We start from the raw sequence: 14,370 nt of genomic DNA on the forward strand, positions 1-14,370 counted from the left end.
AAAAGGATTAGTCGACAATAATCGGCCAGTCCTTTTTGTGTTTAACATTTATATTTATATACTCTTCTTACGAATAGGAGCGCTCATGCTTTTTGACTGCTTTGTCATGACTTACACGTTTCCGGTAACCTGCCAATACGATGCCGACAACGACAAGAGCGATGAACAATATTCGCAGTGCCGGATGCTCGGTGAAGAAAGGCAGAAGCTGATGTTCTTCCGTAATCATGTTGGTAGCGGTGTAGCCTAACACGATAGCTCCAAGATAAATAATCCATGGAAAACGATTAATCAGCTTAATGAACAGCGTACTGCCCCACACGATAATAGGTACGCTGATAAGAAGTCCAAGGATAACGAGTACGAGATGTTGCTCGGCTGCGCCAGCGACAGCAATGACATTATCCAGTCCCATGGCTGCATCTGCGATTACGATGGTGCGAACGGCAACCCACAGTGAGTTGCCTGCTTTGATATCGCTGTGCTCTTCTCCTTGATCTGCTAACAATTTATAGGCAATCCAGACGAGAAGCACGCCTCCAGCTAGGAGCAACCAAGGCACTTTAAGGAGCCATAGTACAACCACGGTTGCTACAATCCGTATGAGGAGTGCACCTGCTGTTCCGTATAGAATCGCTTTTTTCTGCACGGAGGGGTGAAGATTACGTGCAGCTAAACCAATGACGATGGCATTGTCCCCAGCTAACATGAGATCAATAAATACAATTTTAACTAAAGCAATCCAAAAAACAGCGCTAAATATGTCCATTTGCTGTCACTCCTTCATTTACATGCCTGTCTAAAATAAGCTTGTTCAATCGATAAGAATAGCATGGACAACTTTGACATACAAGTTAGAGTGGGGGGATGATTATGGATACTTTATGGCTGTTGACTGAAATATTAATGATCAATCTGGTTTTGAGTGGAGATAATGCGGTTGTTATTGCGCTTGCTAGTAAGGATCTACCTGTGAGGCAGCGTAAGCAAGCCGTATGGTGGGGGGCATTTGGAGCGGTAGTATTACGCTGTGTATTGACCTTTGCTGCCGTTTTGTTACTGGGGATTCCGTTTATCCAAGCTGCAGGTGGACTGATGTTATTCTGGATTGCCATGAAGCTCTTGCTTCAAAATGAGGATGCTGTACATATTCGTGAAGCAAAAACGACGTGGAAAGCGATTCAAACGATTCTGATCGCCGACTTTGTCATGAGTTTAGATAACGTTCTAGCCATCGCTGCATTAGCCAAAGGTGATCTAGCGCTTATTGTTATTGGTATTGCTATAAGTATTCCTATCGTCGTATGGGGAAGTGGTCTGATCGTTGGACTGTTGAAGCGATACCCAATCTTGGTGTTTGTGGGTTCTGGAATTTTAGCTTTTACCGCTGGTGAGATGGTTATGAATGATCCGAAGCTTGGTGAATGGTTAACCGGATTGACAGCTGAAGCACATATGCTGCTCCCAGCAGCCATGGCTTGTCTGGTTCTTGCTGTTGGAGGAGCAAGCAAGTTTGTAAGACGGAACATTTAATATACGTTCTGAAGATAAAACATCTTATCTCCAAAAGAAGTCCAGGCCGCTCGGTTAGAGCGGTTTTTTTGTTGAGTTTGGTTTGCTTAAGAAGGTTACTGAGAAGAATAGGAAGTGTATCCCTATCATCGGATGCATCGAGATCCAAGAATTATGGAGTAGCCGCAGCGTATGACATAAAGGATAGTTTTTTGCCGAAACTTCAGCTACACTAGATACCATAGATGCATGTCTGGCATTGCGAAAAAGACTGTATGTTAGCCAGGCGAGGTACATAGTCAAATGGGATAAGAGGTGACTTGCAGAAGTGAGAATGAGAAATGAAAAAGCCATCGGAATTTTTATAGTTGTTGCAGGTGTGATTATTTTGCTCGGTAAGCTAGGGGTGTTTGGATTCATTGGGCGCCATTTCTGGCCGTTGTTGATCCTTCTGCCGGGTATTGCTCTTCATGCGCTGTATTATGCACGACTCTCGTCTTCATGGTCACTTGTTCCTGCGGGAATTCTTACGGTATACGGCGTGTTGTTCGGCATAACGAACACATGGGGAGCGGGACTGATGACAAGGTTGTGGCCGGTTCTTTTGTTAGGTGTAGCTGTAGGTTTATTGGAATTCGGACTAGCTGAACGTCGAAGACCTCAGTATGTGTTACCTGGCGGAATGATTATAGGTGCTGTAGCTGTCATATTGCTCGGATTTACCTTGCTGCAGACGGGAATCATCTATGTACTTGCTGTTCTGTTGATCTTAGGTGGAGTCTGGTTATTACTAGGACGGGGACGTCGCGGTACGGGCTGGTAATAATCTCAGTGCTACTTTCAAGCGAAATATCTTGATTTTTACCTATGATAAACTATAATATAAGGGATATAGACATGCGTCGGGTTATCACCGACGCTTATTTTGTGAGTAACCTGCGATTTTGCGGGAAGTTTAGTAGATAAGATAAGAATTGAAATTGGAAAGGATATGGATACAAACCATGCATTCAAGAGAACACATTCGCAATATTGCGATTATTGCCCACGTCGACCACGGGAAAACGACACTCGTCGACAAGTTGCTCCAGCAATCCGGTACATTCCGTGATCACGAGACGGTACAGGAGCGCGCAATGGACTCCAACGATTTGGAGCGTGAACGCGGTATTACGATTTTGGCCAAAAATACGGCTATAACTTATAAAGATTACCTGATCAACATTGTAGATACACCTGGACACGCCGACTTTGGTGGTGAAGTAGAACGTATCATGAAAATGGTTGACGGCGTATTGCTCGTTGTTGATGCTTATGAGGGCTGTATGCCACAAACGAAGTTCGTACTTCGTAAAGCACTTGAGCACAACCTGACTCCAATCGTTATTGTAAACAAAATTGACCGTCCAGCGGCTCGTCCGGCTGAGGTTATTGATGAAGTACTTGACCTGTTCATCGAACTGGGTGCCAACGATCAACAACTTGAATTCCCTGTCGTATATGCTTCCGCATTGAACGGAACATCCAGCATGGAAGACGATCCTGCCAAACAAGATGACAACATGATGGCAATCTACGATACCATCGTAAGTCATATCCCTCATCCAACAGAGAACGTTGAAGAGCCACTGCAATTCCTCGTTACGCTGATGGACTACAATGAATACCTCGGACGTATCGCTATCGGTCGTGTAAACCGCGGCGTGATTCGTCAAGGCCAATCCGTTACTGTTATTATGCGTGATGGCAAAAGCAAAACAGCTCGTATCGAGAAACTGTTTGGTTTCCAAGGTCTGAAACGTGTTGAGACAGAGGAAGCTGGAGCAGGTGACATCGTTGCGATCGCGGGTATTAAGGATATCAACATCGGTGAAACGATTGCTGACCCGAACAACCCTGAAGCTTTGCCGGTTCTGAAAATTGATGAGCCAACACTGCAAATGACATTCCTCGTAAACAACAGTCCATTCGCTGGCCGTGAAGGTAAATGGGTAACTTCCCGTAAACTGCGCGAGCGTTTGTTAAAAGAATTGGAAACTGACGTATCCCTTCGTGTTGAAGAAACAGAGAGCCCAGATGCATTTATCGTTTCCGGTCGTGGTGAGCTTCACTTGGGTATCCTGATTGAAAATATGCGTCGTGAAGGTTATGAGCTTCAAGTATCCAAACCAGAAGTTATCATCAAAGAAATTGACGGTAAGAAAATGGAACCTCTTGAGCGCTTGTTGATTGATATCCCTGAAGAAAGCATGGGTTCCGTAATGGAGAGCCTGGGCGCACGTAAAGCAGAGATGGTTAACATGGTCAACAATGGTAGCGGTCAAGTTCGTCTGGAGTTCCTGATCCCTGCACGTGGTTTGATTGGATACAGCACCAACTTCCTGACATTGACTCGTGGTTATGGCGTAATGAACCATGCATTTGACAGCTACGCTCCAGTAGTATCCGGTCAAGTGGGTGGACGTCACCAAGGTGTACTGATCTCAACTGAAACTGGTACATCTACGTTCTACGGAATGATGGGTGTTGAAGATCGTGGTACGCTCTTCCTTGAGCCAGGAACAGAAATTTACGAAGGTATGATCGTTGGTGAGCATACACGAGACAATGATATCGTCGTGAACATCTGCAAAGAAAAACAACTGACTAACGTTCGTTCTTCAGGTAAAGATGATACGGTTAAAATTAAAACGCCGATTATCTTCTCGTTGGAGCAGGCGCTTGAATATCTGAATGAAGATGAATATTGTGAGATTACACCAAAATCTATTCGTCTTCGTAAAAAGCTTTTGAACAAATCCGAGCGTGAGCGTTCAGAAAAACAACGCAAAATGGCTCAAAATAACGCTTAATCTTAACTAACAAAAAATAGTATGTATAAGTTAACGTTTGATTCTTTGACTTACACTGCCAACGTTGATTATTAAACCGCTCAAAGTAGTGTAGGATACGGAATCGATTCGATAGAAGCGAAGCGTTCGCCTTTGTCTCCGGGTTGCAACCTTGGAAAAATTATTCAGGAAATCCGGAGACAACAGCGATCGAAAGAACGATCCGAATCCGGAACGGTCTCATACGACGGTTTTGTAATTAATTTCCAGTGTTGTTTCATCAACCGATTTACTTATACAAGCATGATCACGAAAGGAGCTGGCTGTGCATGCAAGCATGGTTTGCGTCAAACCCGATCGTAGCCTATATCGTCATCTTTGTGCTAATAACTTACGTATACAACAAGGTGTTTCGGGTACGTCAGAAATTACCACTCGTTAAGGAAATTTTCCTCTATCTGTTGATGGCGATGGGCACATTCATGCTTCTTATTTTTCAGATCGATAAGCTTCCCATCATTCAATGTTTGCTGGTAGCGGTTGGTTTGATGTTGTTAGTACGAGTGCGCTATTTTATTGAAGGTCGACAAAAGAAAAAAGCGGAAGCTTCCGCACGAAACTCATAAATGTTGTCTTGTACAAACCATCCGTTTTCCCTCGGGAAAGCGGTTGTCTTTTATTTAGACAAAAAACAGATGTGATAAAGGTGTTGAAGATATGAATTCGAACGGCTTACCTCCACGGAGACAGGCACCGACGAAATCCAGTACTTCTGGATCGAAGAATGGCAAGGGTCAACCTAAGAAAAAGAAAAAAGGGTTGCGAGCATTTGCGAAGATCGTACTCAGTTTGTTCGTCATCGGCATATTGGTGGGGGCTGGATATATCTACTGGGTGTACAACCAAGTAGCTGATACAGGTATTGATAAACCGGTACCTGCAGGGATGTCGGCTAAAACCAAACCGATTACGATGCTACTTTTAGGTACGGATAATCGTCCTGAGACAGGGACCTATCTATCCGATGTAGTGATGGTGGCTTCCATGAATCCGGAGACCAAAACGGCAACGATTGTGTCGCTACCACGCGATACACGAATTACATTGGATGGATATAAATCGAATAAATTGAACTCATATTATCCAAGATTTAAGGCACAGGAAAAAACCTCCGGTAAAAAAGCGGAAGATCAGATGAAAGAAATGATGGGTAATTATCTTGGTGTGGACATCAATTATACAACCGTCTTGAATTTCCAAGCTTTCCGTGATGCCGTTAATGCGGTTGGCGGGGTAGATGTGACTGTTGACAAAAATATGTGTTACCGAGATAAAGCAGATGGTACGGATATTAATCTCATAGCAGGCCCACAGCATCTCGATGGTAAAGAGGCGCTTGACTTCGTTCGTTACCGTAAATCGAATTGTGATCCCAAAACACAAGAATCCAACGATTTTGACCGAAATAAACGCCAAAACCAAGTGTTGAATTCCATGTTAGATCAGATGAAGTCACTAGGTGGTGTTACCAAAATCGGTAAGGTCATTGGGGCAGTGGATGACAATATGACCACAGATGTGGAATCAGAACAAATGAAAAATTTCATTTCCACGTATTGGGATATATCTAAATCGGATGTACACTATACTCCAGTGACAGGTGAGTGGAGAAGTCCATATGTATATATCAACGAGACAGAGCTAGCGAATGCGAAGCAAGCTCTGCAGGATACGTTATCCGGTAAAGTGACTGCGTCTCCAGCAGCAGAATAACTCTCATTCTTTGGGGATTGGAAGCGAGCTTAGCGGTATGCTATAATGACTTAAACAGTGAAGCAAGTCTTGCCTAAAGAAGATTAGGGGGCTGGTTGAATGTCCGAAGCCGTCACACAATTAACTGAATCTCTTTTGCAACAGTTCAAACATGAGACATTTGTCCTCCTGAATACCGTTGATTTGGAATTCGGAGGCCCTACATCTACTGCGATTTCTTGGATTTATGCAGAGAATGCTTCGACTCTTCGTGTTGCACTGGATCATCGTTCACGTCTCGTGAAGAATATGATGCATAATCCATTAATAACTGTCACTGTATTTGGAGAAGAGATGGTATATGCCATTAACGGTCGTGCTTCGGTGCGCCAAGATCCATTACAGGATGTTCCATTTAATATGTGCTGTTTCGATATTTCAATCGAAGCTGTGCGAAATGCGTTGTTTTATGGAGCTCAGCTATCCTCTGTGCCTCAATATGTCAAAATATACGATCAGCGTGCTGCTGAAAAATTAGATGAGCAGGTTTTTGCTGCAATGAAAAAAGCCTAGTGAGAAATCACTGGGCTTTTTGTTGTCTTTTGTCTGTAGAATGTTGTTGCTGCTGTTGTTGTTGCATCTGAGGTTCCTGCTCATTTTGTTCATCAGGATTTTGTCGAACCTGAACATCTTTTGGCAGCTGTGGGATGATTCGTCCCACCATATCAGCAAGCTCTGAGGCAAAACCGGAGATTGGGTGTCCTTGACGGATATGCTCACCAATTTCTTTGATTCGTTCAGTGACATCGGCATCTGCCGTAACAATAGAATCTACACCTTCAGGGTCTTTACGAAGAGCCTCGGCAACAGCGTATTTAATGGTTCCAACGCGTGCACGCTCAAGCTCGCCATCAACATCGATACCAACCACTGCAGTATTACCTAGAATGACACAATTGGCATCCTCCACACCTTCCACTTGCTTAGCGAGTGCTTTGAGGTGATGAATTCGTTGATCATTAGGCATCCGGCCTGTTTGTGCATCATCTACGATGTTTGGATCATGGACTTCACCTGTATTTTCAGGGATTTCTTCCAATCCTGAAGGGTTATTAAGATCATCTTGTGCGTCCAGCATATGAGATCCTCTCTGCCCGTCTTGCTGAGTTGTAACATTGCCTCCATAACCTCTAGCATGCTGGCCTTGCTGCTGCGAAGCGTTATGCGAAGTACTGTTACAGCCTGTAAGTATAAAGATCAGAAGCAGCGTGCATATCCCTAATTTCATAAATGTTCATCCTTTCCTGGAGTTTTTCAGAATGGTTGACAATTATTTTGTCCTAGTCGAATACATTTATGTATGGGAGCATGATTGTCCATGCCGCTGCTGAAAGATCGCACTTATCCATGCCTTTAACGACGCCGCTTTGGAGGGGATTGAATGAAAAAGATTTTTGTATTGGATACCAACGTGCTTCTGCATGACCCCAATGCCATATTTGCCTTTGAGGAACATGAGGTAATCATTCCCGCGGTTGTACTGGAGGAGATCGACTCCAAGAAAAGAAATGCCGATGAAATAGGCCGCAATGCCCGCAACGTATCAAGGCTGCTTGATGGACTACGTGAGTTAGGGCATCTGCATAGTGGTGTGCCTCTTGCCAATGGAGGGAACCTAAAAGTTGAGTTGAATCATCGCAGTTTCGTAAAGGTACAGGAGATGTTTGGTGAAGTATCCAATGATAATCGTATTTTGGCTGTCGCTGTGAATTATCAGATTGAAGAAAATGAAAAAGAGGTCGTAGAACGACAGGTCGTTCTGGTCAGTAAAGATGTCCTTGTTCGGATCAAAGCCGATGTACTTGGTTTGGTTACACAAGATTACTTATCAGATCGGACAGCAGGGCTGAGTGAACTGTATCCGGGTTATACCGCCTTGAAGGTGCACCCATCCGTTATTGATGAGTTCTACACCTATCGCTTTCTCCCGATCAAGCCATTGCAACTATCCTATTCACTCTATCCTAATGAATTTGTCATTCTCAAAGATGAGATGGGTACGAATAAATCAGCGTTGCTCAAGGTAAATACAGAAGGAACCAAGCTTGAGCCGCTTTTCCTTAGTAATGATAATGTGTGGGGAATTAGTGCACGTAACGCACAACAACGTATGGCTCTTGAACTGCTGTTGAATGATGATATCCCTCTTGTGACGATAACGGGAAAAGCGGGAACAGGCAAAACGTTACTGGCACTTGCGGCTGGTTTGTTAAAAGTGGAAGATGATCATAAATATAAAAAGCTATTGATTGCTCGTCCTGTAGTTCCAATGGGAAAAGATATCGGTTATCTACCTGGTGAGAAAGAAGAGAAGCTACGCCCGTGGATGCAACCGATCTATGATAATCTGGAGTTTCTGTTTGACACCAAAAAAGCAGGCGATATTGATAAAATCCTAATGGGTCTAGGTAGTATTCAGGTCGAAGCACTCACGTATATCCGCGGACGCTCCATCCCAGGACAATTCATTATCATTGATGAAGCGCAGAACCTCTCCCGTCATGAAGTGAAGACGATTGTATCAAGGGTTGGTGAAGGCAGTAAAATCATTCTGATGGGCGACCCTGAGCAGATTGACCATCCTTATCTGGATTCTGCGAGTAATGGTCTAACGTACATCGTAGAGAGATTCAAACAAGAAGGAATTAGCGGACACATTATGCTCGAAAAAGGAGAACGATCCAAGCTTGCACAATTAGCTGCAGACTTGTTGTGATTCATGGGAATATAGCAGGGATATTTCCCGGAAAATGTTTCTAGCATAACCGGCTCAATAGAGCCGGTTTTTTATTGCGAAAAAACCGAACATCACATAATGTTCAGAACTCGATATGCTCAAATTATGCAAAAGTTAGAAAAACAGTTTTTAGGCAGATTAGGACAAGAGCCCTATGAATTTGTTACAATGGACATCGCAGGAAATAATTAGAAAGCAAGGAGGAGAGGTAATGAAGCGGAGACATCAGATCGTATTGTTTGCAGTGTTGCTGCTTTCGTTAACTATACTTTCTCCAAGCTTTGACTTTGGTGGCTCACAATCAAGTGAAGAGGGTAACCCGGATCGTACTACATTTCCAAACCAAACATCCCGTGGAGAAGATCAACATGCACCTGTGGAAATTGTTGTTTCCATGAATCCTGAGGAGTTTCTTATATTTCAAACAATTGCTAATCAAGTTGCGGATTCCTCTAGTGTAGAAATTCAGTTACGTAATTTGGAGCAGGACACATTCGAAAGTGTGCTTGAATCTGAGTTTGCGGTTGGAGATAGTGGAGATGTTATTCTGCTAGAGGGTACCGAGGTTCAGAATTATGCCAAAAGAGGATACTTGTATCCCTTAAATGGGACTACGTTGTCCAAGTCACTTGGAGAAACTGTCATTCCTTTGCGGGAAATGACTGAATGGAATGGCTACCAATGGGCAATGCCGTTTGATTTTGATACTTACGTGCTTGCGGCTCGTTCTGCATTTCTTACTAAAGCTGGTTTAGATACATTGCCACAACGAGAAGATCAGTGGATTAAGCTAATACAGCAGGCGAGTAACGCGGGGACGAAACTGTTATCAATCGACAGCGATGATATCTACGCAACGAGTGCATGGTTGAATCATTTTGAGCCTGGTCTTGCTCTGGACGGAATGATGAATGGGGAACAAGGTAGTCTTTTAGAGGGAGATTACCAACAGGAGTTACAGTTAATAGAACAGATTCAACCATACCTGCAACTGAACGCGAAGAGTGCTGAATTTTCAGAGGCGTTTCAACAAAATGTAGTTCCGATGACGGTCATGTCACTATCCAGACTTCTACAAGAGAATAAGACAATAGTGGAGGACACGGGTTCATTTAACCAGATAGCGCTTACAGCTCTGATGCCAGTGAAATCGCGAAGCTTTGTCATTACAACCGGCTCTTCTGAGACCGATGGAGCCAGTCGATGGATTGAAGGCATGACTTCCGCCTCTGTGCAATTGGAATGGTTCCAACGAGCGCGTTATTTGCCAGCTAAACAAGATCAGGTGAATGTCCAGTCTGGCAAATTGGCTTCTCTTTTTGGAAAAATGGACATTAAAGCTTTATTGGCTACAAAGACTGTACCTTCCGAAACTGAGATAACGTATGTGCCAACGGGAAAGGTTCAGCAGAAGATAAAGCAATTTATCCAAGGTCAGATCTCAGCGATCCAGTACATGAACAGTATTGTTGAGATACGAGGCTTATCAAAATGAAACAGCTAATTTCACTTCAAGCACTCCTTCACTTGTGGATACTTCTGTTGCTTTTACGAAAGATAGAATCTTCTGTGGATAAAACCCGAGATCGAATTCCTTTTCCAGCATCCGACGTGTTGTATCAGGCAGCTCCAATTGGTTAAATACCAGCTTGTCGACATGGAATCGAATGGAATTCTGAGGCTCGTTCTCCACCGTATAATGACCTTCAATGCTTAACTCCAATTGATCACGTTTACCCGATGCTGTGATTCGATCTTCTTCAAATTGAAATGCAAAATCATTGAAAATAGGATTCTGCTCTCGCAAAAATTGATTAAGCTCATTCTGTCCAATTCGAATCGTGTATGTTGTTCCCGTTGTAGAAATTCCACCATTCTGATTTTGAATAAAGTCGGGTAGATTTTGCATGGCTGATGCCAAAGCTTTGAAATACCGTTTAACCTCGTATATTCCGATATTCTCCCAATAGATTGTAAGTTCGTTCATTAGCTTCTGAATGGCATCTGCATTTCCGCTAGCTGCTACTTGCCCATCCACTTCTTTTTGTAATGTGATTACACGCTCCCGTTGATTCTGCAAATTAGATTTTAGTTCATCGAGCTCTTGGGCCGTTTGAGCAATGCGAGTTGACGTTTGCTGCATGCTTCTATACCTCTCCTGAAACTTATCCAACACAGCCTGGTCTCTGCCAATAATAATCTGATAGTAATCATAAAGAATAAATAGATCTTTGAATGATCTGGCACCAAGGACGGTCATGAGGAGGCTGTCGCGTTCACCTGTATAATAGGATCGTACAACCGAACCTGCCCGTTCTTGTTGAATATGTATTTGTTCTTTTTGCTCTTGAAGCTGACTCGTCAACGTAAGTTGCTGCTGATCCAATTCATTCTGTCTTTGTGTTATCCGTTCAATCTCATGGTCGATCTCAACGATGGACAAGCTTTTTTGCAATATCTCACGTGTTTCCTCAGGAGAGGGCTCGGCATAAACGGAAGTCGATGTAAGTTGGACAAAAAGTAGGATGGATACGAGTAGAGCAATTATGTTATACCGACGTTTCACCAATATCATTCTCCTTTCCTTAGTCATATCTATTGTACAGGCTTCTCTCTTTCAAACAATATATGAAACAATACTGTGAAATATCCTTAGTGGTTACATAACGCGTTAAACCATACTTCAATCATCAGAGTCATCATAGATTTTGAACGACAAAAAAAGCAATCCGGAGTAAACTGGATCGCTTTTTTGCTGTTGGCGGATTAGAGCGGCAAATCCATTTGGAATACGGTCCAGTAACTGAACCCCGTAAAGGTAACGATCATATAACCCCAGAAGAGCAATATGTACGTTCTTTCGGTAAATTTCAGATATCCCAAAATGACGAAAAACGCAGTCTGCAAGAAAAAAAGCAAGGCCATCTCGACCAAATTCCCTGCAAAAGCCATCAGGCCAATTGTGAGTGTGAAGAACCCGAGTACTCGAAACATGCGTGCCACGGTAAGTCCTCCTCTCTATGTACGATCATAGATTGTCTACACAACATTATACCGGGAAAGGAAAAAGGTGTAAACAGAATTGGATATGAAAGCGAATTCTTTTTTTTTGCCCTAAAGCGCACAATTATGCTTTCTTTTACACATGTGACGTATGAGTGCACTTAAATGTGGAAATACATTTTAGTATGAAATCAATTCTATGAACTCTATGAGAGGCATAAGAATGAATGAAGCAGCTTTTATACCTCATTCACAAGCCGAGAGATCGGTAAGGTGAACGGTTATTTTAGGATGTTGTTAGGAGGGTATTATAGCATGACTGCAGTGAGACAGGATGCTTGGAGTACAGAGGACGATTTGATTTTGGCTGAGGTTACATTACGTCATATTCGGGATGGAAGCACGCAGCTCGCTGCATTTGAAGAAGTAGGCGATAAAATTGGCAGAACGTCTGCCGCTTGCGGATTTCGCTGGAACAGTTTTGTCCGGAAAAAGTATGAATCTGCGATCAGCAATGCCAAAGCACAACGCCAAAAACGTAGTTATCTTAGAAAACAACCTGCATTGCTTGGGCCACAAGTGGCGGCACTCTCTACATTAGAAACGGAAGAAAGCTTGTATAAGTCAGATGGAATCTTGGAAGAGACTCTCTCCATCGATGCTGTGATCCGTTTCTTACGTCAATGGAGAGGAACAGTGCAAGAAAATGGCCGTCAGCTTAAAATGCTGGAAAAAGAATTACGAGAAAAAGAAGACGAACTTCATGAGCTTCGTTGTGAGAATGATCGTTTATCGAAGCAAGTGAATGAAGTTCAAACCGATTACCGTGTAGTGAACGACGATTACAAGGCATTGATTCAGATTATGGATCGTGCAAGAAGACTTGCATTTTTGTCAGAAGAAGAAGAAGAGCTCAAAACACGGTTTAAAATGGATGCTAACGGAAATTTGGAGCGAATTGAGTAGTACAGATCTGTGTTTAATCTTCGATATAGGAATGAACCCGTCACATTTCCGTTAGATACGGCAGCGTGCACGGGTTTTTTGTTTAATCGTTTTGTTCTATGATATATAGATCTAATCTAAGGTATGGATAATGGCGAGAGGAGGGTGTCATATGATTATTGACATTGTAGGCGCAGGATCACTTGGATTATTGTACGGAAGTAAACTACAGGCTGCTGGCCAACAGGTACGTTATTGGACTCGAACTTCTGAGCAAGCATCCAACATGAAGAGGCTTGGTTTGCAAATTAAAGAGCCTAACGAAGCAGAAGCACTGAGCATAAGCGGAGCTGATATTCAGGCCCATTGCATTATGAAGTTGGCCGAAACATGGGCACATTCACCTGGGAGTTCGTTACTCCTGATGGTGAAGCAGACGGCAATGGATGATATTATCCATGACATTAAGTCTATAAGTAAGGAACCGCTCAATATCATATGTTTCCAAAATGGGATTGGACATGTGGCAAAATTACAAAAAGCTATGCGAAGAGCTACTATACACAATGCAATCACTACAGAAGGAGCCAAAAGAATAGGTAACGAGGTAATCCGTGCAGGTGAAGGACAGACTTGGATTGGTCAAAGTGAGGAGGCTTCACCGCGTCATGTAGGACAAGCAGGAGAGAATGGACTAATAAGTTTGGTGCACACTATACAACAGGCAGGATTTGACTGTACAGTGTCGAATCAAATCGATAAGCTGATATACAGGAAGTTGATCATCAATGCAGTCATTAACCCACTTACGGCAGTCTGGCGAGTATCGAACGGCGAATTACTTCTAAATAAAGAACGCACCACGATTATGCGCCAGCTATATGATGAGGCAATCACAATATACAGAGCAAGCGGAATTACGGCGGATGCAGATCTCTGGGAACAACTGTTGAACGTATGCCAGACGACAGCCTCGAATACCTCTTCTATGCTTGCGGATGTTCTGGAAGGACGTCGTACTGAGATTGACTCCATCAATGGGCAAGTCGTAAATTTGGCGCATCAGTGTGGACTGACTGCTCCGTTGCATGAAACATTGCTGCATTTAATCAAAGCTATGCATCCGGAAGGAGTGAATTGATGAGCTTTTTTATCACGTTGAGTATACTGCCCTTCTTTCCTTTCATTATTGTATATTGGGTTATGTATGCTTGGAAAAAGGATAAACGGGTTGCGGTTCGAAAAGCTATGGATGTTACAACGCTATTTCTAATTTTCTCTGTATCTGCGTTATTCAACTTAACATTCGAAATGAATTTTGGTTTTTATTTGACGCTTATTTTCATACTAATAGCACTTGGATTGGTAGGAGGGGCGCAAAATCGACTAAAAGGTAAAGTCGATGGGGGACGAATGTTCCGGGCAGTTTGGCGTATGGCATTTGTAATGATGAGTTTTGGTTATGTTTTGTTTACTATATTTGGACTATTTAGATATTTCATGAAACAGATGTGAGGTTACATAACGCAA

At 43.0% G+C, this 14,370-nt stretch carries 15 protein-coding genes; 11 read left to right on the forward strand and 4 right to left on the reverse strand.

The features are described from left to right. Nucleotides 1-67: 67 nt before the first annotated feature. Complete coding sequence (locus ASD24_RS12400; RefSeq protein ID WP_056696084.1) at nt 68-769, reverse strand: TerC family protein; 702 nt, start codon at nt 767-769, stop codon at nt 68-70. A gap of 104 nt (nt 770-873) precedes the next feature. On the opposite strand from ASD24_RS12400, the gene ASD24_RS12405 reads away from it, so the two are divergent. The 6 genes from ASD24_RS12405 (at nt 874) to ASD24_RS12430 (ending at nt 6,668) form a co-directional block, all read left to right on the forward strand. Further along, on the forward strand, nt 874-1,533 hold the full coding sequence (locus tag ASD24_RS12405) for a TerC family protein (protein ID WP_056696086.1): 660 nt from the start codon (nt 874-876) through the stop codon (nt 1,531-1,533). A 313-nt stretch (nt 1,534-1,846) separates the two neighbouring features. After that, complete coding sequence (locus ASD24_RS12410; RefSeq protein WP_056696088.1) at nt 1,847-2,335, forward strand: hypothetical protein; 489 nt, start codon at nt 1,847-1,849, stop codon at nt 2,333-2,335. A 181-nt stretch (nt 2,336-2,516) separates the two neighbouring features. Next, entirely contained in the window at nt 2,517-4,364 is a 1,848-nt protein-coding gene (gene typA, locus ASD24_RS12415; protein ID WP_056696090.1) for a translational GTPase TypA, read from the forward strand. Between the two features lie 308 nt (nt 4,365-4,672). After that, complete coding sequence (locus ASD24_RS12420) at nt 4,673-4,969, forward strand: YlaH-like family protein (protein ID WP_056696092.1); 297 nt, start codon at nt 4,673-4,675, stop codon at nt 4,967-4,969. A gap of 91 nt (nt 4,970-5,060) precedes the next feature. Then, nucleotides 5,061-6,116 (forward strand): LCP family protein, encoded by a 1,056-nt coding sequence (locus ASD24_RS12425; protein ID WP_056696094.1) that lies wholly within the window; start codon nt 5,061-5,063, stop codon nt 6,114-6,116. 99 nt (nt 6,117-6,215) lie between these two features. Then, nucleotides 6,216-6,668, forward strand: coding sequence for a pyridoxamine 5'-phosphate oxidase family protein (locus ASD24_RS12430; RefSeq protein WP_056696096.1), 453 nt, complete (start codon nt 6,216-6,218; stop codon nt 6,666-6,668). Between the two features lie 7 nt (nt 6,669-6,675). Here the strand turns inward: ASD24_RS12430 and ASD24_RS12435 are convergent, their stop codons facing one another. Further along, on the reverse strand, nt 6,676-7,383 hold the full coding sequence (locus ASD24_RS12435; RefSeq protein WP_056696098.1) for a YhcN/YlaJ family sporulation lipoprotein: 708 nt from the start codon (nt 7,381-7,383) through the stop codon (nt 6,676-6,678). 153 nt (nt 7,384-7,536) lie between these two features. On the opposite strand from ASD24_RS12435, the gene ASD24_RS12440 reads away from it, so the two are divergent. Beyond that, entirely contained in the window at nt 7,537-8,871 is a 1,335-nt protein-coding gene (locus tag ASD24_RS12440) for a PhoH family protein (protein ID WP_056696100.1), read from the forward strand. Between the two features lie 232 nt (nt 8,872-9,103). Next, a complete protein-coding gene (locus ASD24_RS12445) occupies nt 9,104-10,387 on the forward strand; it encodes an extracellular solute-binding protein (protein ID WP_056696107.1) in 1,284 nt (427 codons plus the stop codon). On the opposite strand, the gene ASD24_RS12450 is transcribed toward ASD24_RS12445, so the two are convergent. Together ASD24_RS12450 and ASD24_RS12455 are read right to left on the reverse strand one after the other, a co-directional pair. Next, a complete protein-coding gene (locus ASD24_RS12450; RefSeq protein ID WP_156395439.1) occupies nt 10,379-11,467 on the reverse strand; it encodes a hypothetical protein in 1,089 nt (362 codons plus the stop codon). The two genes, ASD24_RS12445 and ASD24_RS12450, sit on opposite strands and share 9 nt — an antisense overlap. Before the next feature lie 191 nt (nt 11,468-11,658). After that, complete coding sequence (locus ASD24_RS12455) at nt 11,659-11,895, reverse strand: DUF2626 domain-containing protein (protein ID WP_056696109.1); 237 nt, start codon at nt 11,893-11,895, stop codon at nt 11,659-11,661. Between the two features lie 315 nt (nt 11,896-12,210). Here ASD24_RS12455 and ASD24_RS12460 point away from each other — a divergent pair, with 315 nt between their 5' ends. The 3 genes from ASD24_RS12460 to ASD24_RS12470 all read left to right on the forward strand — a co-directional run bounded on the left by ASD24_RS12460 (nt 12,211) and on the right by ASD24_RS12470 (nt 14,355). After that, nucleotides 12,211-12,861 carry an RsfA family transcriptional regulator gene (locus ASD24_RS12460; RefSeq protein ID WP_056696111.1) on the forward strand — a complete coding sequence of 217 codons (651 nt, stop codon included), beginning with the start codon at nt 12,211-12,213 and terminating at the stop codon, nt 12,859-12,861. A 151-nt stretch (nt 12,862-13,012) separates the two neighbouring features. Further along, nucleotides 13,013-13,981 carry a ketopantoate reductase family protein gene (locus ASD24_RS12465; protein WP_056696113.1) on the forward strand — a complete coding sequence of 323 codons (969 nt, stop codon included), beginning with the start codon at nt 13,013-13,015 and terminating at the stop codon, nt 13,979-13,981. Continuing rightward, nucleotides 13,981-14,355 carry a DUF3397 domain-containing protein gene (locus ASD24_RS12470; RefSeq protein WP_056696115.1) on the forward strand — a complete coding sequence of 125 codons (375 nt, stop codon included), beginning with the start codon at nt 13,981-13,983 and terminating at the stop codon, nt 14,353-14,355. The genes ASD24_RS12465 and ASD24_RS12470 overlap by 1 nt, the downstream gene beginning before the upstream one ends. Nucleotides 14,356-14,370: the final 15 nt, after the last annotated feature.

The organism is Paenibacillus sp. Root52 (genome assembly GCF_001426865.1).
GTDB lineage: Bacteria > Bacillota > Bacilli > Paenibacillales > Paenibacillaceae > Paenibacillus.